The sequence below is a fragment of the Blastococcus litoris genome (genome assembly GCF_003075095.1).
Taxonomy (GTDB): Bacteria; Actinomycetota; Actinomycetes; order Mycobacteriales; family Geodermatophilaceae; genus Blastococcus_B; species Blastococcus_B litoris.
The window spans coordinates 244214-264364 of the sequence record NZ_QCZF01000003.1; the positions used below are offsets into that span (position 1 = coordinate 244214).

Consider the following 20151-nt stretch of genomic DNA (forward strand, 5'->3'; position numbering starts at 1 on the left):
GAAGTGATAGTCAACTATCAGGCGGAACGATAGCATCGGCCGGGCAACGACGTGACGGACCTGATGACGGCGCCCGGGAGGACACGATGGCCGACGAGGCGGTGAAGACCCGGCGACGCGACGCGACCTCCAACACCGAACGGCTGATCACCGCCGCGCGCAGCGTCTTCGCCCGGAACGGGCAGGCGTCGCTGGAGGAGATCGCCGCCGAGGCCGGGCTGGGCATCGCCACCCTGTACCGGCACTTCCCCAACCGCGAGCTGCTGACCCGCGCGGTCTACCGGTCCATCTTCGACACCGAACTCGTCCCCCTGCTCACCGAGTCCTGTGCCCAGAGCACCCCCAGGGCCACCTTCATGGCGATCGCCGACCGCCTGTTGGACCTGGTCGACAGGGAGCGCGGGCTGATCGCGTCCTCGGCGAACTTCGCCGTGCTCACCGATGAACTGCTGCGGGACTTCGTCGACCCCTTCGCCATCCTGCTGCGACGGGCCCAGCACGCCGGCGAGATCAGGGCCGACCTGCAACCCCACGACATTCCGCGCATCTTCAGCATGCTCCTGGTCGGTCTCTCCACCCCCCGAGCAACCCCCGCCGTCCGCCGCCGCTACCTCTCCCTGGCCTTCGACGCGCTCAACCCGCCGGGCGCTGAGCCGCTGCCGCCGCTCGACGAGCAGGACGCCACCGAGGGACTCCGAACCGGAGTGGCCACGCTCCGCATCGCCAGTTCCCTCTCCGGCCCCGATGAACGGCCCTGACCCGGGGGTCTCGCACCGTCGAGGCCCATCCGGTCCACCCGTCGAGCGGCCGGCAGGCGGGGACCCGACCCACCGGCATGTCCCCGATCGAGCAGACCTCCTCGAGCTGGTCGAGCGGCTGGCGCTCGAACTCTGCCGACTGGCCATTCCACCCATGCCGGCGCGCGTGCTGGCCTACGCCCTCGTCGCCGATCACGACACCCATACCGCCGGACAGTTCGCCGAAGGTCTGGATGTCAGCCCCGCCGCCATCTCCGGCGCCCTGCACCAGTTGATGGACCTCGGCCTCGTCGAACGCACCAGAGAGCCAGGAGTCCGCAGCGACCTCTACGCGCTGGCTCAGCACAATCCCCTACCGCGCTACCTGGCATCCAGGATCCAACGGGTGCGCACCGCCGAGGACAGACTCACCGACGCAGTCCAGTCCCTTCGCAGAGGCACGCCAGGCGGCACCCGGATCTCCGAAGCCCTCGCCTTCGCCGCCTTCCTCCGCACCGAGTTGGGCGATGCCATCGCCCGGTGGCAGGAGAGCCCACGGCCTGAATCTGACGAGACCGCAGGCGGCTGACTCGGGGAAGGAAGCGACCGCCGTCCGTCGCGCTGCGACGGGGCGCGCCCAGTGCGCCAGGCCGGCGTGAGACGCCTCGTCCGGTCCCACCGTCTTGCGCCACGGGTCGGTGCTCGTCGGCCTGTCGGTACTTGCCGCTTGCCGGCGATCGTGGATCCGAAAGCAGGGGAGTGTGTCGCTCAACGCCAATAATCAACCGAGAGCCGCCGCAAAGTCCTAACCCAATCATTCATTACCGTGATCACCCAATAATCCAGTAGCCCGCCCCGGACAACCAAGTCGTCAACAGGTTCCTGCACCGCCCAAGGCCTCACTGAAGGACGGCACGCATGCTACCCTTGCGGGTAGTTCGGGCCCCGCTTCGCGGGGCCCATCGCCGTTTCTAGGGGTGACCTGTTGGTCATTATTGGGTGGCGTTGAAAATGCACGGGGGAATGAAGGTGTACGTCGGCGACCCGGCCGCCGCCCGCGCCTATGTGGAGGCTGATCGGGGTCGGGCCGATGACTACTACCTGGCCGAGGGCACCGGCTTCGCCCGCCGCTTCACCGCCACCGACGCCCGCGTGACCGAACTGGCCCCGTTGACCGGCGACGGATACGAGACCTGGGTGGCCGGCCACGACCCGGACACCGACCAGCCGCGGGGGCAGCTGCGCGACGACGACCGGGCGGTGCGGTTCGTCGAGGTGGTGGTCAACGGCCCGAAAACCTGGTCGCTGGCCGCCGCACTGCACCCGGACATCGCCGCCGCGTACGAGGCGGCGCAGGACCGCGCGGCCGAGCAGATCATCGGCTGGCTCTCGCAGCACGCCACCACCAGGGTCGGCCCGCGCGGCGGGCAGGTGCAGGTGCCGCTGCAGGTGCTGGAGGCGGCGACGGTGCGGCACTACACCTCCCGCGCCGGCGATCCGCACTGGCATCTGCACCTGCAGATCCTGTCCCGCGTGTTCGCCGTCGGAAAATGGCGCGGGCTGCACACCGTCGGGGTCCGCGACTCGCTCGGGGCGATCAACGGCATCGGGCACGCGGCGATGGCGTGTGACCCGGAATTGAACGCCGCGTTCGCCGCGCACGGCTACACGAAGGACGCTACTGGAGAAATACTGGAGCTCGCCGACTATGTCGGCCCGTTCAGCGCGCGGAACGCGCAGATCGCCCGGAATGTGGACCGCTACGAAGCCGAGTGGACCGCCGCGCACCCCGGTGAACGGCCAGGCCCGGCGCTGCGGCGGGCGTGGGACGCCCGCGCCTGGGCCGACGGCCGCCCGGACAAGGTGGTTGCGCAGCGCGGGGTGACCCTCGACGAACGGTGGCGGGGGCAGCTGTTGGGGCTCGGCTACCGCGGCCCGGCCGGTCCCGTGGACCTTGCGCCCACCCAGGTCGGTGCCCTCGATCGGGAGGAGCTGGTGCAGCGCGCGTTGGCCCGGCTGGCGGCGGGCCGGTCGGCGTGGAACGCCGCGGACGTCCGCGGCGAGGTCGAGCGGCTGATCGCCGCGGCGGGCGTCGTCGCCGGGGCGGCGGTGCGCCTCGAGCTGGCCGAGGACCTCGCCGCCCGCGCGATGGACCGCTGCCTGCCACTGCTGGACCGCGACGGCGTCCCCGAGCACATCCGGGCCTGGACGTCGCGGCCGGTGCTCGCCGTCGAGGCCGAGCTGACCGCCCGCCTCGCCGCCCGCGCCAGGACCGGCGGACCGGAAACCGACCTGACACCCCCGGTCGACCTCGCGGCCGGCGCCGCGCGGCTGGATGCCGGCCAGGCCGCGGCGGTCGCCGCACTGGCCGGCGACCGGCCACTGGCCGTGGTGGAGGGTGCGGCCGGCGCCGGCAAGACCACCACCCTCGCCGCCACCCGCAACGTGCTCGACCAGCAGGGGCGCCGGCTGGTGGTCGTCACCCCGACGCTGAAGGCGGCCAAGGTCGCCGCCGCGGAGGTCGGGGCGGTCGCGGGGTCGGCGGCCCGGCTGGCCTTCCAGCACGGCTGGCGCTGGAACAACGACGGCGCCTGGACCCGGCTCGGTATCGGAGATCTCTGTCCGACCACGGGAGGTGTCTACGCCGGGCCGGGGGAGGGAGCGCGACTCCGCCCGGGGGACCTCCTCGTCGTCGACGAGGCCGGGATGCTGGATCAGGACACGGCCCGGGCCCTCCTGACGGTCGCCGACGAGTGCCGGGTGCGCGTCGCCCTGCTCGGTGACCGGCATCAGCTCGCGGCGGTCGGGCGGGGTGGCGTGCTGGACCTCGCCGCGGCCCAGGTTGACCTGACCGGGCACCTGACCCTGGACGGGGTACACCGCTTCACCCGCACCGACGCCACCGGCGCCACGACACCGGACAGCGACTACGCCGAGCTGACCCTGGCGATGCGCGCCGGCGAGAACCCCGGGACGGTGTTCGACACTCTGCTGGCCCGCGGGCAGATCCGGCTGCACCCCGACGCGCAGGCGCTGCGGAAGGAGCTCGCCGCCACCGCGGCGCAGTGCTACACCGCGGGCGAGCGGGTGGCCGTGGTGGTCGCCATCCGTGAGCAGGCCGCCGCCCTCAATGCCGCCATCCGGGACCGGCTCGTCACCGACGGTCGGGTCGACGACCGGCGTGTGGTCGTGACCGGGGCCGGGGAGCGGATCGGCGTCGGCGACCGGATCGCCACCCGGCGCAACGACCGCGACCTGCAGGTCGCCAACCGCGACGTGTGGACGGTCACCGGCGTCGACCGGGACGGCGGGCTGCTCGTCACCCCCGACCGCACACCCCATGTCACCCCCGCCAGCGGCGGGTCCGCAGCTGTCACCCCCGCCGTTCCCCCGGCCGGGAACCGGGCGCGGGTGCTGCCCGCCGACTACGTCACCGCGCATGTGGAACTGGCCTACGCCACCACCGCGCACGGCATCCAAGGCGACACTGTGACCGCCGCCCACCTGGTGGTCGGCGAGGACACCGGCGCGGCCGCGGCCTACGTCGGGATGACCCGCGGCCGAACCGCCAACACCGCCCACCTCGTCGCCGACGACCCCGCCGAGGCACGGGAGCAGTGGCTCGCGGTCTTCGCCCGCGACCGCGCCGACCTCGGCCCCGCACACGCCGCCCGGCTGGCCGCCGCCGAAGCCACCCGCTACGCCACGCCCCGACCGCTGGAACAGTCGCTCGCCGACCTGCACTCTGCGTGGACGGCCGAGCAACGCTGCCTGGATCGGCTCGCCTCCGACCTGCCGCGCCGGGACGCGCTACGCGAGATCGTCGCGCTCAAGTCGGCCCACGCCGACCGGACCGCCGCGCTCACCGAGGCCTATCGGCAGACAGGGATCGACGCCCGACACGCCACGGCGCGGGCCGACGCCAGCGGCGCGGCCGTCACCGCCGAGACCGACCGGATCCGCGACACGCTGCTCGCCAGCTGGGACACCGGGCGGGACGCCGCCCGCGACGCCGCGCGGGTCGTGCTCGACGGTCCCGGCCGGCTCCGGCTTCGGCTGGCGGCGGTGAACCGGGCCGGCGAGCAGCTGGTGGACTGGGCGGACGCCTGGCGGCCCTACCTGCCGGCCATGCCCACCGACCCGCGGCAGATCGCGCGCCTGGCTGACCGGTCCGACGACCAACCGCGGCTGTGGACCGCCTTCGACTCCTACGCCCGCCACCACGCCGAACACGCCCACCCGGAGCACGCTCAGTTGCGCGCGACCGCAGCCACCGCCCAGGAGGCCCACCGGCACGTCGGGGCCGCGGTGGCCGACGCCCGCCGCCAGCACGAGAACCGGCTCGCCCGCTTCGGACCGCTCGCCCGGACCTTCGACCCGGCGGAGCGACTGTCCGACACCGAACACCAGATCGCCGCTGCTCGCCAGCAGCTCACCGATGTACGCGCGCGCATCGCACGACTGACCTCCGAGCCGGCGCTCCGCGCCCAGCCGCCCGACCGCCTCGCCGGAGAGCGGGACACCTGGCGTGCACGCCAGGACGCCGACCCGAACCCACACCGATCGGCCGCCCCGCTGCCGACCGCCTCCGAGCCGGGTGTCCGCCTCCCGCGGCCCGAGGACCTCGCGGCACTCACCCGGCACACCGCCGCAGGGCGAGGCATATCGCGCTGAGCGGGCGGCGCCCGCCGGAGCCTTCGACGACGGGGCGCTGAGCACCGTTCCGGTTAGTGCCGCCGCCCGTCGTCCAGGTCGGGGGTGGGTGCCCCCCAGCTACGGCGCTCGCCATCACCCGGATGGTTCACCATGGCGTGCGGGTCAGTGGGGACGCTTCACCGGACGGTCTCCCGCCCACACCGCGCCCACAAGACGCCCACAGAAGGGCCGTTCGCGACCAACATCGGCCGATCGCAGCAAACGGTATTTCCGCTGGTCATGGCCCAGTTCCGCGTAGAATGCGCTGATCAGAAAAGTGTCTTTTGGGAACTTTTAATCCGCGGGTTGTGGGTTCGATCCCCACGGGGCCCACCGCGCGCCGGGCGTGTGCGACGCGCACGGCACGCCGGTCCACTGCCGTGGTCCACGCGAGCCTGCTGTCGGCCGCTGCCGTGCTCCTCGTGGCCGGCGAGCACCCGCTCGACGCCCCGGTGGTCCGGGTGCCCGACTACGGCCACGACATCCGCGCCGGTGAGGTCGCCGTCGCCTTCGGCTGGGTGGTCGGCCTGACCGCCACGGCCACCGTCCTGCTCCGGCGCCGGTGGGTCCCCTCCGGGCCGGCCCGCCCCCGGGCTCTAGCCGCGCTCGCCCCGTGCGGCGAGGGCCTGCGCCTGCCCGGTGTGCACGTCGCCGACCCACTCCCAGCCCGGCTCGGCCGAGGCGCCGATGCGCGGGTCGTCCGGGGTCCGGCCATCCCGCAGGGCGTGCACGTAGGCGCGGTCCAGGTCGATGCGGGCCCGCACCTCGCCGGCTCGGCCGACGGACCCGTGCCCCGGCACCACGACGTCGACTTCCTGCGCCACGGCCTCGAGTGCGTCCAATCCGGCGAGGTAGTCCCCGATCGGATCAGCGGCACCGTGCACGTCGAGCATCGGGACCAGCACGTCGGAGAGCATGTCGCCGGCGACCAGGACCCGAGGTCCCTCGACCACCAGGGCGGCGTGGCCCTGGGCGTGCGCCGGGTGCTCGACGATCCGGACGCGGGGGCCGTCCCACGGGAGCTCGGAGGTCCCGGCGGGCAGGCCGGTGAGGAGCCCGAACCGGTCCAGCGTCATCTCCCCGGCGATCTCCTGCGGCAGCCCCTCGGCGGCCCGTGCCCGCCACCGCGGGTCAGACCGGAGGTCGGCCATGAACGCCGCGCACAGCTCCGTCCCGTAGCGCGGCGCCTCGCCGAGCGCGTCGTGCCAGAGGACGTGGTCCCAGTCGGGGTGCGTCGCGAAGCCGACCGCCACGCGCCGACCCGAGGCCGACAGGTCGTCGGCGAGGCATGCCATCTCGCCGTCGGTGATGCCGGGGTCCACGAGCAGCACGCCCGCGGCACCGTCGACGACGACGGTGTTGTTCCGGATCAGCTCGCTCCGGTGAACGAGCACGCCGTCGGCCACCTGCGTCAGCATCGCCACAGCTTCCACGACCGGGCGCCCGAACGCGACGGGCCGATGATTCCTCTCCGCCGGCGCAGTCGGTGGGTGCATGGCGGAGATCGACGACGTCCGGGCCCTGGGCACGGAGCTGGAGCGCTCGTACCCCGTGCACGTGCGCGGCCGGCTCAAGTTCCGGGTCGGCCAGATCGTCTACGTCGCGTTCTCCCGCGACGAGACCGTGATGGGGTTCGCGTTCCCCAAGGAGGAGCGGGCGGCGCTCGTCGCGGGCGAGCCGGAGAAGTTCTCCCTGCCGGGGGAGTCCGACCTGCGCTTCAACTGGGTGCACGCCCACCTGGCCGCGCTCGACCCGGCGGAGGCGCGCGAGCTCGTCGTCGATGCCTGGCGCATGGTCGTCCCGAAGAAGCTCTCCCGCGCCTACGACCTCACCCACCCCGTCGGCCCGGGCTGATCTGCGACAACTCCTTTGCGCCGCTCGTGCGCAGCGGCCTAGCGTCGCCCTCCCACCGGCAGCACCTCCAGGAGACCGGATGCCCTCGCGCCTGCACGCGCTGACCGTCGACGCCACCGACCCCGCGGCACTCGCGCGGTTCTGGGCTGCACTGCTCGGGTGGGAAGTCACGGACGGCACCCAGGTGGTGCCGACCGACGACACCGGTTTCCGGCTGGTCTTCCTCCCCACCGACCAGCCGAAGGCCACGCAGAACCGGATGCATTTCGACCTCACCAGCTCCTCCCTCGAGGACCAGCAGGCGACGGTCGCGAAGGCGTTGGAGCTCGGCGGCCGGCACACCGACGTGGGCCAGAAGCCGGAGGAGCCGCACGTGGTGCTCGCCGACCCGGAGGGCAACGAGTTCTGCGTCATCGAGCCGGGCAACGGCTTCCTCGCCGAGTGCGGGTTCGTCGGCGCGCTGGCCTGCGACGGCTCCCAGGCGGTCGGCTGCTTCTGGAGCGAGGCACTGGGCTGGCCGCTGGTCTGGGACCAGGACGAGGAGACGGCCATCAGGTCGCCCCGCGGCGGGCCGAAGATCACCTGGGGTGGCCCCCCGCTGATGCCGCGGGTCGGCAGGGACCGGCTCCGCTTCGACCTCGCAGCGGTCGACGGCGCGCAGCAGTCGGAGGTCGAGCGCCTGGTCTCGCTCGGGGCCACCCGCGTCGGCCAGGACGACGCGGGCGCGATCACCATGGCCGACCCCGACGGCAACGAGTTCCGCCTGCTGGCGGCGTAGGGCCCCCCGGCCGAGGGAGACATACCGCCTCTCGGCGTGTATCGATTGACTTTCGATAGACATGCCGCGAAAGTCGATGGCATGACGCACTTGCGCAACGTGGTGCTGCCGCTCCGGGTCCTGCTGGTCATCGTCTTCGCGGCGCTGCTCGCCGCCCAGGTCTGGGGCGCACCGGCCTTGCTGCCCGACCTGGCGCAACCGACGACCGAGCGCTCGGTCATGCGCGCAGTGATGCTGGCCGTCGCTGTCCTTGCCCTGCTCTGCGTCCAGGTGGTCATCGTCTGCACCTGGAAGCTGCTGACGATGGTCACCGACGACCGCATCTTCAGCGCGGCCGCGCTGCGGTGGGTCGACGGCATCGTCCGCGCCACGGTCGTCGGCTGGGCGGCGCTGCTGGGCGTCTTCGTCTGCTCCTACTACTTCATCGTCGACGAGGTGAGCGACGACCCGGCCCTGCCGGCGCTGCTGCTGCTCTCGCTGCTGGTCGGCGCGGTCCTCGGCCTGCTCATCGTGGTCATGCGTGCGCTCCTGCGGCAGGCCGCGAACCTGCGGGCCGACATGGAAGCGGTCATCTGATGCCGATCGTCGTCCGCATCGACGTGGAACTGGCCAAGCGCAAGATGAGCGTCGGGGAGTTCGCCGACCGGGTCGGGCTGACTCCCGCGAACGTCGCCGTGCTCAAGAACGGCCGGGCCAAGGCGGTGCGCTTCAGCACCCTCGAGGCGATGTGCCGGGTGCTCGGCTGCCAGCCCGGCGACCTGCTCGAGTGGGTCGACGAGCCGGAGACCGCCACCCCTGAGCCGCACGAGGCGCACCGGTGATCGAGGTCCGGGGGCTCACCAAGCGCTACGGCGACGTCCTCGCCGTCGACGACCTGAGCTTCGACGTCGAGCCGGGCAAGGTGACCGGCTTCCTCGGCCCGAACGGGGCGGGCAAGTCGACGACGATGCGCATGGTGCTGGGCCTAGACCGGCCCACGTCGGGGACGGCGCGGGTGAACGGGCGCCCCTTCGCGAGCCTGACCGAGCCGCTGCGCGAGGTCGGGGCGTTGCTGGACCCGGGCGCGGTCCACCCGGGCCGCACCGGCCGCAGCCATCTGCGCGTGGCGGCCCGGTCCAACGGCATCCCGCGGCGGCGGGTGGACGAGGTCATCGAGGAGGTCGGGCTGGGCTCGGCGGCGCGCCGCCGCATCACGGGCTACTCCCTCGGCATGCGCCAGCGGCTGGGCATCGCCGCGGCGCTGCTCGGCGACCCCCGGGTGCTGCTGTTCGACGAGCCGGTCAACGGCCTCGACCTCGACGGCGTCCGCTGGATCCGGGCGCTGCTGCGCCGCCTCGCCGACGAGGGCCGGACCGTCCTGGTCTCCAGCCACCTGCTCAGCGAGATGCAGCAGACCGCCGACCGCCTGGTCGTCATCGGCCGGGGCCGGCTCATCGCCGACACGACGACCGACGAGATCCTGCGCGGCCTCGGCAGCCGGCAGGTGCGGGTGCGCACCCCACGGGCCGGCGCGCTCGTCGACCTCCTCCGCGCACGGGACGTCCGCGTCACCCGGGTCGACGCCGACGAGCTGCAGGTGGAGGAGGCCGGCGCCGAGGTGGTGGGGGAGCTGGCCAACTCGGCGTCCATCCCGCTGCACCACCTCTCCGAGGTGGCGCACTCCCTCGAGGCGGCCTACCTCGCGCTCACCGGCGACAGCGTCGAGTTCGCCGGCGGGGAGACCCGGCCGGAACCGGTGACGGAGGAGGCCCGATGACGGCGACGGCGGCACCGGGCCGGGCGTTCGCCCGCACCCTGGCGGCGGAGTGGACCCGGCTGTGGACCGTGCGGACCAGCTGGTGGTTCCTCGCCGCCGCGGCGGTCGCCCTCGTGGGCATCGGCGCCATCGCCGGCTTCGACGCGGCGAGCGATCCCACGCCACCCGAGGGCGACCCGGCGTGGGGCGTGGTCTCCATCGCCGCGATGCCGGGGCAGTTCGCGCTCCTGGGCCTCGTCGTCAGCGCCGTCACCGCGGACTACGCCACCGGCGGGATCGTGCCGGCGCTGCAGTGGACGCCACGGCGCGGGCTGCTGTTCGCCGCCCGCACGCTGGTGGCGGTGGCCACCGCGACCTGCGCGGGCGTCCTGCTGGCGCTCGTCTCCGCCGTCGTCGCCTTCGCCGCCGCCTCGCCGCACGTGACCCTGCCCCTCGACGAGGGCCTGGAGGTGCTCGGCACCGTGGCGCTCGTCTTCGCCTGCGGCACGGCGCTCGCGGCCGGGCTGGGCTTCGTGCTGCGCAACACGGCCGGCGCCCTCGTGAGCGTCTTCCTGCTCATGCTGGTGCTCCCGATCCTGCTGCCACAGTTCGGCTACTCGTGGACCGACGCCGTCGCCCACGTCCTGCCCGGGTCCGGTGCGGCGTTCCTCCTGCTCGGCGAGGTGCCCGGCATGACCGAGGGGTCGTCGGTCGCCGTCCTGCTCGGGTGGGCGGTCGGCGCCCTCGTGCTGGGTGGCTGGCGGCTGCTCCGGACCGACGCCAACCGGTGAGCGGCGCCGGGAACGTCGACGTCCTCGTCGTCGGCGCGGGTCTCGCGGGGCTGCACACCGCGACGCTGCTGGCCCGCCGCGGGCACGACGTCCTGCTGGTGGAGCGGCGGACCTCGCTCACCACGGCGGTCCGGACCACCGGGATCTTCGTCCGCAAGACCCTGGACGACTTCGTCCTGCCACCGGAGTGCCTGGGGCCGCCGATCCGGCGCGTGGTGCTCTACCCGCCGGATCGACGCCGCCCGGTCGACCTCGTCTCCGACCGCGACGAGTACCGCGTGGGGGACATGGCGCCGCTGTACCTGGCCGCGGCGCGCGAGGCGTCCGACGCCGGGGTGCGGATCGCGCTCGGCACCCGCTACGCCGGGCGCGGGCTGAGCACCGTGCTCCTGGAGGGTCCGTCCGGGCCGGCTCGCGTCCGTGCACGGTTCGTCGTCGGGGCCGACGGCGCGCGGTCGCGGGTGGCCCGCGACCTCGCCCTGGACCGCAACAGCCGGCTGCTGGTGGGCGCCGAGGAGGTCTACGACGTCCGGCCGGGCGACGAGCCCCCGTCCTTCCACTGCGTGCTCGACCCCTCGCTCGCGCCGGGCTACCTGGCCTGGGTGGTGAACGACGGGCGGCACGCCCACGTCGGCGTGGCCGGTTACGCCGATCGCTACCCCGACGGGCTGCGGCGGGCCGTGACGCGCTTCGCCGCGACGGCGCCCGGGCTGGACGGCGTCGACCGCCCGGACGACGTCGAGCGGCGTGGCGGGCCGATCCCGGTCGGCGGGCTGCTCCGCAGGATCGGCTGCCCCGAGGGGTTGCTGGTCGGCGACGCCGCCGGGGCCGTCTCGCCGCTCACCGCCGGCGGCCTCGACCCCTGCCTGCGGCTGTCCGAGCTGGCGGCCGACGTCCTGGACGACGCCCTGCGCACCGGGCGGCGCGACGCCCTGGCCGCCTACGACGGGGCAGCGCTGCGGGCGCAGTTCCGGGGCCGGCTCCTGCTTCGCCGCGGGCTGGCGCAGGTGCGCACCCCGGCCGTCGCGGCGGCGGCCTTCCCCCTGCTCCGCACCCCGGTGGGACGCTCGGCCGCCCGCCGGATCCTCTTCGGCGACAGGTCCTTCCCCTCGGCCGCCTGACCCTCCCCGCGACGCGCCGACGGACACGACCCGACCGGGGTCACCGCCCGTTCAAGGAGAGGGATGCACGCTCCTGACCGGCAATTTTGTCGACTTGTGGGCGTGTGCCGAGGCGGTGACCGGAACCTCCGGAGGACGTTCGCAACGATTCGAAAACGCGCGCGACTCGCCCCCTCGCGACACACCGTCCGGGTGCCCGCGGCCACATACCTTTCTCCCCACACCGCGCACACGGATGGGTGCGGTGGCCGGGCGCTTCCCCAGCCTGGCGGTTGTCCAAGGAGTGGTTGTTCGTGAGTGTTCTTCCCAGTGGTGCCCTCAGCACGGTGGCCCAGGGCTGGTGGCTCGTGTCCGACGAGGAGGCCGGGCCCGGCCGCATCGTGGCGGGGCCCTTCACGGATCGGGCCGAGGCCCGGTGGGCCGCGTCGGCCCGCGGGTCCGAGAGCCGTGACTACGCCTGGCCGGTCTACGGCACGCGCCGCCCCGACGGTGGGCTGAGCCGGCGGCCCTCGCCGCAGGACTGGTCCTGGCTGGCACACCTGGGCGACCAGCTCGACCGGCTGGTGCCCGAGTGGGACGCCACGATCTCCGACGAGGACCCGCTCACCACGCTCGTGGTCGAGGTGGCCGGCGCGCTGGCCGAGGCCGGGCTGACGCTGCACGACGCCACCGGCGCGGCGAGCGAGCTCGGTGGGGCGTGTCTGACCCCCGAGCCGGGGCTGGGCGGCGTCGTGGTCACCTGGCGCCAGCACGACCGGATGAGCATCGAGCAGGTCGCCGGGGTGGCGGCCGACTCGCTGGTGCAGCAGGTGATGAACCGGACGCTCGCGCAGATCCTGCGCGTCCGCGGGTTCGTCGTCGCCGAGTTCGGTGGCGGCAGCGGGCACGTGGTGCGCGCGGCCCTCTGACCCTCGCGGATATCCGGTCGCGCTCCGGGCACCGACGGCGCTAGCGTCGCCACCCGTGTCCGAGCGCACCTACCGAGTGACCGTCCGCGGCGTCTTCGACGGGCTGGACGACGCCCAGCGGACGGTGCTGCAGGAGGGGCTCGCCGACCACGACCTGTTCTCCTCGGCGTTCACGGAGGAGGGGACCCTCACCTACGACGCGCAGCTGAGCGCGTTCAGCCACCGCGTCGTCGTGCGGGTCGAGGCCGGGCCGCAGGAGGAGGACGACGCCCACGCGGCCGGCCAGCTCGCGGCGATGGAGCGGCTCGACGCCGCAGGCCTCCGGTACCGCCGGCTGCGGTCGGCCGTCACCTGCACCGACGACGTCAGGATCCGCCGGCGCTGAACCGGGCGCCGGGCGCGGGCGGGACCACGAGGGGCCGGCGACCGCGCAGGCGGGACGGCAGCCGCGGCCGGGAGGGGGCGGGGACGGCCGTGCTCGAGCGGTCGGAACGGGCGGGCAGGTCGATCACGGCGTCTCCTCGGTGGTTCGGGTGACCTGATCGTGGCGACGGGGTCTGACATTCCGCCGGTGGCCAGCTGTGAACTCCCTGGGGGAGCCGGTCTCACCGATCGGAGGGAGGAGGACCTCAAGCCCGACGCTTCCGTGCCGATACGGAATCGTGCGAATCTTCGGGCGACACGACGGCGGACGGCGCGGGGCCCCGCTGTGGCGGTACCTCACCGCTCTCGTGCTGCTGCCGCTGATCGGGGTCGGCGCCCTCGCGGCGGCCGTCGTCCAGGCGCGGATGTCCGAGGTCTCCAGCGCCGAGCGGGCCGAGGAGGCCGTTCGCGTCCTCGCCCTCCTCGACGCCGCCCGCAGCGGTGCCGAGCAGGAGATGCTCCCCGTCCTGTCGCTCCGCGTCATCGACGACCCGTCGGTGGCGGCGGCGCTCGGCCTCCCGGAGTTCCTCCTCCAGGCCCAGCGCCAGACCGCCGTCGAGGAGGCCGAGCGTGCCCGCTCCGTGACCGACCGGGCCCTGCGGCAGGTGCCCGACGGCTCGGTCGGTGCGCGCGCCGCCCGCAAGGCGGCCGGGGACCTCGCGGCACTGCGACGGGCCAGCGACGGCGGCGTCATGGACGTGGAGGAGGTCTACATCCGCTTCCTCGCGGTGTCCACCGACCTCATGACCGCGCAGCGGACCGCGGCCGCCGCTGCCACCTCCGAGGGGGTCCCCGGCGCGACGCTCCGGGCCATCCGCGACGTGCAGACCATCGCCCAGCTGGCCCAGTCGGCGAGTCGGCAGATGCCGCTCTACCTCGGGTCGCTCATGGTGGGAGGGGAGAGCCTGATCGGCTCCCGCACCGCCTGGCAGACCGCGTGGCTGGACTACACCGACGCCAGGCGCCAGATGGCCGGCCTCTCCTCGGCGACGCTCGCGCGGTCCTGGGACCAGGTCCGGGACTCGCCCGTGGTGACCGGTGTCGACACCGTCCTGAGCAGCGGCGTCGCCGGCGGGAGCGCAGCGGACCTGGGCATCACCGAACTGGTCACGCTGCTGTTCCAGAGCCAGGAGCGCAGCGCGATGCTCACCGAGCTCGTGGGCTCGGCCGCCGACGAGGCCCAGGCCCTCGTCGTCGCTGACCGCGAGCGGGCCAACGACGGTCTGCGCGTCGTCGTCGTCCTCGTGGCCGGCCTCGTCGCCGCATCGGTGCTGGGTGGCTTCTTCCTCGGGCGCAGCGTCGTCCGCGCTCTCCGGCTGCTCGCCGGCCAGGCGACGCAGATCAGCGAGGGGTCGCTGGTCGAGGTCGAGGTCGCCGGCCCGCGCGAGGTGCGGACGGTGTCCGCCGCGCTCGGCTCCGCCGTCGCGGGGCTGCGCCGCATCCAGGACCAGGCGCAGGCGGTGGCACGGGGAGACCTCGACAACGCCCTGCTGCACCAGCCGCTGCCCGGCCCGCTCGGCGAGGTGGTGCACGCGTCGGTCAAGGAGATCGTCAACTCCGTCCGCCAGCGCGAGGAGCTCCAGTTCGCCCTGGCGCACCAGGCCACTCACGACCCGCTGACGGAGCTGCCCAACCGCGCCCAGGCCGTCACCCTCGTCACGTCGGCCCTGCACCGGGGCCGTCGCTCCGGCGCCATGACCGGCTTGCTGTTCGTCGACCTCGACGGCTTCAAGGCCGTGAACGACGGGCACGGGCACGCCGCGGGCGACGAGGTCCTCCGCGAGGTCTCCCGCCGGCTCCGGACCGCTGTGCGTCCCGGTGACGTGGTCTGCCGCCTCGGCGGGGACGAGTTCGTCGTCCTGGTCGAGCCGGTGCACGGCGAGCACGACCTGCTCGAGCTCGCCGACCGGCTCATCGCCTCGGTCAGCGAGCCGATCGCCCTCGCCGGTGCCCTGGTGCGGGTCGGCGCGAGCGTCGGTGTGGCCGTGAGCCGTGACGGCGGCACGGATGCCGACGTGCTGTTCGCCGAGGCCGACACGGCCGCCTACCGTGCCAAGGCGCACGGCCGCGGCCGCGCCGAGATCTTCGACGAGACGCTGCGCCTCCAGCTCAGCCGGCGCGCCGAGCTCGAGGCCGCCATCGCCCACGCCCTGGTGAGCGGCGAGATGCAGCTGCACTACCAGCCGGTCGTGGACGTGGCGTCGGACCGGCTCACCGGCTACGAGGCCCTGATCCGCTGGGAGCGGCCGGGCGTCGGCATGGTCCCGCCCGACCAGTTCATCCCGGTCGCCGAGGGCTCCCGGCTCATCGGCGACATCGACCGCTGGGTCCTGGTGGAGGCCACCAGGCAGCTCGCCGAGTGGCGGGAGCGGTTCCCGGCCGCCCCGGGACGACCCGAGCCCACCGTCGCGGTGAACATCTCCGGCCGGCACCTCGCCGACCGCCGCATCGTCGTGGACGTCGCGGACGCCCTTGCCGCCTCCGGGCTGCCCCCCGAGCTGCTCGTCCTCGAGGTCACCGAGACGGTGCTCGTCGACGACCCGGCCGCCTTCGACCACCTCACCGACCTGCGGGCCATGGGCGTCGGCATCGCCATCGACGACTTCGGCACGGGGTACACCTCGATCGGGCAGCTCCGGCACATGCCCGTCGACACGCTCAAGATCGACCGCAGCTTCGTCGCGTCCACGGACCCCGCACACCGCGAGCTCGTGGCGCTGATGATCCGCGCGGCGCACACCTTCGGGCTCACCGTCGTGGCCGAAGGCGTCGAGGAGCCCGACCAGCTCGAGCGCCTCCGCGCCCAGGCGTGCGACCAGGCGCAGGGCTACCTGCTCTACCGCCCGCTGCGGGCGGAGGACGCGGGGCAGCTGCTGCGTTCCCGGGCGGGCGCGCCGCAGGGCTGACGCCGCGTCATCCCAGCTTCGCGCACAGGGCCGTCGCATCGTCCGGGCACGGTGCGCCCGCGGACGGCGGCCGCGTCGCCGTCCAGTGCCCGAGCTTCCAGGGCCCCGGCACCGAGTCGACCGGGTTCTCCAGGGCGCTGAAGCGCAACCCGAGGGCGGCGAAGACGGCCTGGCCACGAGCCCGTTCCTCGGGCGTCGGCGCGCGCCGGACCAGGTACAACCAGACGCTGCTGGGCCGCTGGGCGTCGGCTCCCACGGCGAAGTGGTCGCCGGCCGGGGTGGTGTCGCCGCCCTGGCAGTACCGGACGGTGGGATCGCCGGAGGCGATGAACAGGCCCACCTCCTCCGTGACGTCCCCGGAGCCGCCGGCCGGGAACAGCGCGACGCCGGCCGACAGCGCGGCGACGGCCTCGCTGCGGTTGCCGAAGGACACCTCCACCGGCACGTACTGCGTCGTCGCGTCGTCGGCCAGACCGCAGTCGTCGTCGAACCGGCTGCCCAGCGGGGGGAGGCCGTCGAGCGCCGGCCAGGTGACCACGCTCACGTCCGCGCTGAAGGGGAAGTCCCGGTCGTCCTCGAGCGGGACCGCGAGGACCTGCCGTGGCGCGGGTTCGGCAGGAGCCGCCGTCACCGCGGGGGCGGAGGGCGCGGCCGGGGCAGGATCGTCCGGGGTGGCCAGGTCCTCCAGGAAGCCGCACCCGGCGCACACCGCGACGACCAGCAGCGCGGCTGCCGGGCCTGCCACCCGGCGCGCCCGGATCACCATCGAGACCTCCCGTTACCCGATCCGTCCGCGGAGCATGGCACGCCGCAGGCGCTCGGCGGGGGACCTGCCGCCCGGGATCACCCGTCCAGGAACTCCTCGATGACCGGGGCGAGCTCGGGGGCCTCGGTGATCAGCGCGATGTGGCCCCCGGAGTACAGGTGGAGACGGGCGTCCGGGATCAGCTTCGCCATGATCCGCGCGTTGACCGCCGGCACGATCGGGTCGTCGTCGCCGGCCACGACCAGCGTCGGCTGACGGATGAGCCGCAGGAAGGGCAGGCTGCTCCAGCCGGTGGCGGCCGCCAGCTGGTAGTAGTAACCGCGCCGCGGGCCGAGCCGGCTCGCCGAGTGCAGCACGTGCGCGGCCCGGCCGGGGTCCGCGCGCATGGTCCCGCCGTAGATCTCGCCGGCGATGCTGCGCGCGTACTCGGGGTCGCGGTGCCGCCGCGGGGTCAGCATCCGGCTGAGCACACGCGGGTGGGCGGGGATCATCAGCGCGCCCGTGCCGGTCGCCGCGAGCACGAGCTTGCGGACCCGGCGCCGGTGCTGGACGGCGAAGTGCTGCGCCAGCCCGCCGCCCCACGAGAGCCCCAGGACGTCGACCGGCTCGTCGATGCCCAGCCGGGACAGCATGCCGCCGACCACCGGGCCGAACGTGGCCAGGTTGTAGGGGACGACCGGACGCGGTGACCCACCCACACCCGGGACGTCGAACCGGATGACGCTGCGCCGCGGACCGAGTGCGTCGACGAAGGGCTGCAGCACCTCGAGGCTCGCCCCGATCCCGTTCATCAGCAGCAGCGCCGGCGCGTCGGGGTCGGTGCCCTGCCGGACGGAGACGCGGAGGGTCCGCCCGGCGGCCGTCACCGTCCGGACGACGTCCCGCGGCGCGGACCCGGGCGACCTACCTGTCGAAGACATAGGTGCCCGGTGCCTGGACCGGTTCGTCCAGCTCGCCGGTCAGGTTCGGCGGGGCCACCTCGTCGCCGGAGCGCTCGCCCATCCAGGTCATGAAGTCCGGCCACCACGACCCCTGCACGGTCTCGGCCTGCGTCATCCAGTCCTGCGGGTCGGGTGGGGTCTCGCCGGCGACCTGGAAGGTGGACTTCGGGTTGCCCGGCGGGTTGACCAGCGAGGCGATGTGCCCGCTGGTGGAGAGGATGAACCGGCTCTCCCCGCCCAGCAGCTGGGTGGAGCGGTAGCAGGCCTGCCACGGGCACAGGTGGTCGGCGATCCCCGCGGTGACGTAGGAGTCGACGGTCACGGTGGAGAGGTCCACCGGCGTGCCGAGCATCGTGGCCCTCCCCGGCTCGGTGAGGGCGTTGCCGATCGCGATGTCGATGAAGTCGCGGTGCAGCGCCGCGCTCATCCGCGTCGTGTCGGCGTTCCAGAACAGGATGTCGAAGTTCGGCGGGGGCTTGCCCTGCAGGTAGTTGTTGACCCAGTAGTTCCACACCAGGTCGTTGGGGCGCAGCCAGGCGAAGACCTCCGCGAGCTGGGCGCCGTCCAGGTAGCCCTTCCGCCGGGACTTCTCCGTCGCCGCCTTCACCGACTCCTCGTCCATGAGGGCCGAGACCGTTCCGGCCCGCGACCAGTCCAGGACGGTGACGGCGAGGCTGAGCCCGACCACCCGGTCCAGCCGGCCGGTGGCGGCGAGGTGGGCCAGCAGCATCGTGGTGATGATCCCGCCGGAGCAGAACGCCTGGAGCGCCACCTTCTCGTTGCCGGTGGCCCGTTCGACGGCGTCCATCGCGTCGAGGATCGCCTGGCCGTAGGTGTCCAGCCCCCACTCGGCGTGCCGCTCGTCGGGGTTCCGCCACGAGATCATGAAGACCTGCTGGCCGCTGCTCACGTAGTGCTCGACGATGCTGCGACCGGGCGCCAGGTCGGCGATGTAGAACTTGTTGATCGTCGGCGGCACCATCAGCAGCGGCACGGCCCGGACGGTGTCCGTCGTGGGCGTGTACCGGATCAGCTCGAACACCGGGGTGCGGAAGATGACCGTGCCGGGGGTGCTCGCGAGGTCCTCGCCGACGGTGAACGCGTCCGGGTCGACCATCGACGGCACGCGCGGCGGGTTCGACAGGTCGCGCAGCAACCGCCCGATCCCCCGCAGGGCGCTGCCCCCGCCGGTGTCGATCGCCGCCTTCAGCGACAGCGGGTTGACCACCGGGATGTTGCTCGGCGCCAGCGCGTCGACGAGGTTCGTCGCGGTGAACCGGATGCGCTCGTCGTCCTGCCAGTCCAGGTCGGCGTCCTCGATCAGCTCCCAGGCGACCCGGGCGGTGGCCAGGTGGGCCTGCATCGCGCGCCGGAGCAGGGGGTTGCCGCTCCACGCCGGGTCGGCGAAGCGCTTGTCCTTCTTCCCCGGCGTGACCTCCGACCGCCCCACCGCGACCTTGCCCAGCTCCTGCGCCAGCTCCCCGGCCCGCCGGGCGACCGTGCCGGGACGGCGGGCCAGCGCACCGCCGAAGCGCAGCGCCGTCCCGGCGGGCGGGACGAGCCGGCGGAGCGGCCCGCGTGCGGCGTCCACGAGCACCATGTCCAGCCCCATGACGGCCTCGGCCGCCTCCTCCGGCGGGTCGGCGGGACGGCCGGGAGCGGCCTGCCGCTCCTTCTTCTTCTTCTCCTGCGCGGCGGGGTCGGTCGTGGGCTGGGCCATCGACGGGTCTCCTTCGAGCGCGGCGGTGCGCCGGGCGCGCGCGGGGACGACGCATGCGCCGTTCCCCCCAGCGCAGATGTGTGACTCCGTTCACTGAACCACAGCTTCCGGAACCCGGCAGGCCGGTCTCAGGACGTGGGCGCCGCCGGATCCCGCGTGTGCCGGATGGCCATGAGCAGGGCGGGCCAGCCCAGCGCCAGGCCCGCGCCGAGCAGTGCTCCGGCCACCGTGTCCGAGAGCCAGTGCGCCCGCAGGTACACGCGGGACAGCGCCATGATCGAGGTGAAGACGACCGCGTTCACCTCCCAGCGCCAGCGGGTGGGACCCGGGTGGGCGAGCACGAGCACCAGCCCCACGGCGGTCACCGCGGTGGCGATGGCGTGGCCGGAGGGGAACGACGCCCCCGTCGTCTCGATCAGCGCCTGGGGCGGCCGGGCGCGGTCGGTCCACGCCTTGACCGGCCCGATGAACAGCTCGCTGGTGACGACGGCGAGGGTGAAGGCCGCGGCCCGCAGCCAGTGCCGGCGCCACGCCAGCAGCACCAGGGCGGCCGCCCGCAACGGCCAGTTGACCTCGCCGCTGCCCAGCCACGACAGCACCTTCGCCACCGCGGTCGTGGGGTCGTTCTCCACCGCCCCGGCCAGCCGCCAGACCGCGTCGTCCACCGCCTGGACGGCTGGTGCGGTGGCCGGCAGGAACACCAGGGCGCCCACCACGACGGCCCCCACCAGCAGCGAGCCGCTGACCAGGAGGCCCCGGCGGGAATCGACCAGCAC

18 protein-coding genes are annotated in these 20151 nt (G+C 73.9%); 13 read left to right on the forward strand and 5 right to left on the reverse strand.

Annotated elements, in window-relative coordinates; genetic code table 11:
• Positions 1-86 precede the first annotated feature (86 nt).
• The 3 genes from DCS98_RS08280 (at position 87) to mobF (ending at position 5411) form a co-directional block, all read left to right on the forward strand.
• Positions 87-758, forward strand: coding sequence for a TetR/AcrR family transcriptional regulator (locus DCS98_RS08280; RefSeq protein ID WP_116450896.1), 672 nt, complete (start codon positions 87-89; stop codon positions 756-758).
• Positions 759-912: 154 nt separating this feature from the next.
• Entirely contained in the window at positions 913-1326 is a 414-nt protein-coding gene (locus DCS98_RS22940; RefSeq protein ID WP_344686966.1) for a GbsR/MarR family transcriptional regulator, read from the forward strand.
• Between the two features lie 434 nt (positions 1327-1760).
• Complete coding sequence (mobF, locus tag DCS98_RS08290) at positions 1761-5411, forward strand: MobF family relaxase (RefSeq protein WP_116450897.1); 3651 nt, start codon at positions 1761-1763, stop codon at positions 5409-5411.
• Positions 5412-6028: 617 nt separating this feature from the next.
• Here the strand turns inward: mobF and DCS98_RS08295 are convergent.
• The gene (locus DCS98_RS08295; protein ID WP_116451127.1) at positions 6029-6850 is read right to left on the reverse strand and encodes an MBL fold metallo-hydrolase; all 822 of its coding nucleotides are present in this window, start codon (positions 6848-6850) and stop codon (positions 6029-6031) included.
• A gap of 76 nt (positions 6851-6926) precedes the next feature.
• Between DCS98_RS08295 and DCS98_RS08300 the strand changes: the two genes are divergently transcribed.
• The 10 genes from DCS98_RS08300 (at position 6927) to DCS98_RS08345 (ending at position 15948) form a co-directional block, all read left to right on the forward strand.
• Entirely contained in the window at positions 6927-7286 is a 360-nt protein-coding gene (locus tag DCS98_RS08300) for an MmcQ/YjbR family DNA-binding protein (RefSeq protein WP_116450898.1), read from the forward strand.
• A 79-nt stretch (positions 7287-7365) separates the two neighbouring features.
• Positions 7366-8064 (forward strand): VOC family protein, encoded by a 699-nt coding sequence (locus tag DCS98_RS08305; RefSeq protein ID WP_116450899.1) that lies wholly within the window; start codon positions 7366-7368, stop codon positions 8062-8064.
• 81 nt (positions 8065-8145) lie between these two features.
• The gene (locus tag DCS98_RS08310) at positions 8146-8640 is read left to right on the forward strand and encodes a DUF2975 domain-containing protein (RefSeq protein ID WP_116450900.1); all 495 of its coding nucleotides are present in this window, start codon (positions 8146-8148) and stop codon (positions 8638-8640) included.
• Complete coding sequence (locus tag DCS98_RS08315) at positions 8640-8885, forward strand: helix-turn-helix domain-containing protein (protein WP_116450901.1); 246 nt, start codon at positions 8640-8642, stop codon at positions 8883-8885. Before DCS98_RS08310 ends, DCS98_RS08315 begins: the two co-directional genes overlap by 1 nt.
• Positions 8882-9820 (forward strand): ABC transporter ATP-binding protein, encoded by a 939-nt coding sequence (locus tag DCS98_RS08320; RefSeq protein WP_116450902.1) that lies wholly within the window; start codon positions 8882-8884, stop codon positions 9818-9820. The genes DCS98_RS08315 and DCS98_RS08320 overlap by 4 nt, the downstream gene beginning before the upstream one ends.
• Positions 9817-10590 (forward strand): hypothetical protein, encoded by a 774-nt coding sequence (locus DCS98_RS08325; protein WP_116450903.1) that lies wholly within the window; start codon positions 9817-9819, stop codon positions 10588-10590. Before DCS98_RS08320 ends, DCS98_RS08325 begins: the two co-directional genes overlap by 4 nt.
• Positions 10587-11711, forward strand: a complete 1125-nt coding sequence (locus tag DCS98_RS08330) for an FAD-dependent oxidoreductase (RefSeq protein WP_116450904.1) — start codon at positions 10587-10589, stop codon at positions 11709-11711. The genes DCS98_RS08325 and DCS98_RS08330 overlap by 4 nt, the downstream gene beginning before the upstream one ends.
• Positions 11712-12004: 293 nt before the next feature.
• A complete protein-coding gene (locus tag DCS98_RS08335) occupies positions 12005-12619 on the forward strand; it encodes a hypothetical protein (RefSeq protein ID WP_164704466.1) in 615 nt (204 codons plus the stop codon).
• A 55-nt stretch (positions 12620-12674) separates the two neighbouring features.
• The gene (locus DCS98_RS08340) at positions 12675-13004 is read left to right on the forward strand and encodes a DUF6204 family protein (protein WP_116450906.1); all 330 of its coding nucleotides are present in this window, start codon (positions 12675-12677) and stop codon (positions 13002-13004) included.
• A 277-nt stretch (positions 13005-13281) separates the two neighbouring features.
• Positions 13282-15948 carry a putative bifunctional diguanylate cyclase/phosphodiesterase gene (locus DCS98_RS08345; RefSeq protein WP_116450907.1) on the forward strand — a complete coding sequence of 889 codons (2667 nt, stop codon included), beginning with the start codon at positions 13282-13284 and terminating at the stop codon, positions 15946-15948.
• Positions 15949-15955: 7 nt separating this feature from the next.
• On the opposite strand, the gene DCS98_RS08350 is transcribed toward DCS98_RS08345, so the two are convergent.
• From DCS98_RS08350 to DCS98_RS08365, 4 genes are all read right to left on the reverse strand, one after another.
• Positions 15956-16714: a hypothetical protein gene (locus DCS98_RS08350; RefSeq protein ID WP_116450908.1), complete on the reverse strand. Its 759-nt coding sequence runs from the start codon at positions 16712-16714 to the stop codon at positions 15956-15958.
• A 77-nt stretch (positions 16715-16791) separates the two neighbouring features.
• Positions 16792-17580 carry a poly(3-hydroxyalkanoate) depolymerase gene (gene phaZ, locus DCS98_RS08355; RefSeq protein ID WP_206340159.1) on the reverse strand — a complete coding sequence of 263 codons (789 nt, stop codon included), beginning with the start codon at positions 17578-17580 and terminating at the stop codon, positions 16792-16794.
• A 37-nt stretch (positions 17581-17617) separates the two neighbouring features.
• Complete coding sequence (locus DCS98_RS08360; protein WP_116450910.1) at positions 17618-19375, reverse strand: PHA/PHB synthase family protein; 1758 nt, start codon at positions 19373-19375, stop codon at positions 17618-17620.
• Between the two features lie 128 nt (positions 19376-19503).
• Positions 19504-20151, reverse strand: a complete 648-nt coding sequence (locus DCS98_RS08365; protein ID WP_116450911.1) for a phosphatase PAP2 family protein — start codon at positions 20149-20151, stop codon at positions 19504-19506.

What these genes read in the sequence shown, in the direction of transcription:
- DCS98_RS22940 (WP_344686966.1), top strand. Translation starts at nt 913, where the DNA reads ATGCCGGCGCGCGTGCTGGCCTACGCCCTCGTCGCCGATCACGACACC.
- DCS98_RS08325 (WP_116450903.1), top strand. Translation starts at nt 9,817, where the DNA reads ATGACGGCGACGGCGGCACCGGGCCGGGCGTTCGCCCGCACCCTGGCG.
- DCS98_RS08300 (WP_116450898.1), top strand. Translation starts at nt 6,927, where the DNA reads ATGGCGGAGATCGACGACGTCCGGGCCCTGGGCACGGAGCTGGAGCGC.
- DCS98_RS08295 (WP_116451127.1), bottom strand. Translation starts at nt 6,850, where the DNA reads ATGCTGACGCAGGTGGCCGACGGCGTGCTCGTTCACCGGAGCGAGCTG.
- DCS98_RS08350 (WP_116450908.1), bottom strand. Translation starts at nt 16,714, where the DNA reads ATGGTGATCCGGGCGCGCCGGGTGGCAGGCCCGGCAGCCGCGCTGCTG.
- DCS98_RS08305 (WP_116450899.1), top strand. Translation starts at nt 7,366, where the DNA reads ATGCCCTCGCGCCTGCACGCGCTGACCGTCGACGCCACCGACCCCGCG.
- DCS98_RS08315 (WP_116450901.1), top strand. Translation starts at nt 8,640, where the DNA reads ATGCCGATCGTCGTCCGCATCGACGTGGAACTGGCCAAGCGCAAGATG.
- DCS98_RS08280 (WP_116450896.1), top strand. Translation starts at nt 87, where the DNA reads ATGGCCGACGAGGCGGTGAAGACCCGGCGACGCGACGCGACCTCCAAC.
- mobF (WP_116450897.1), top strand. Translation starts at nt 1,761, where the DNA reads ATGAAGGTGTACGTCGGCGACCCGGCCGCCGCCCGCGCCTATGTGGAG.
- DCS98_RS08310 (WP_116450900.1), top strand. Translation starts at nt 8,146, where the DNA reads ATGACGCACTTGCGCAACGTGGTGCTGCCGCTCCGGGTCCTGCTGGTC.
- DCS98_RS08360 (WP_116450910.1), bottom strand. Translation starts at nt 19,375, where the DNA reads ATGGCCCAGCCCACGACCGACCCCGCCGCGCAGGAGAAGAAGAAGAAG.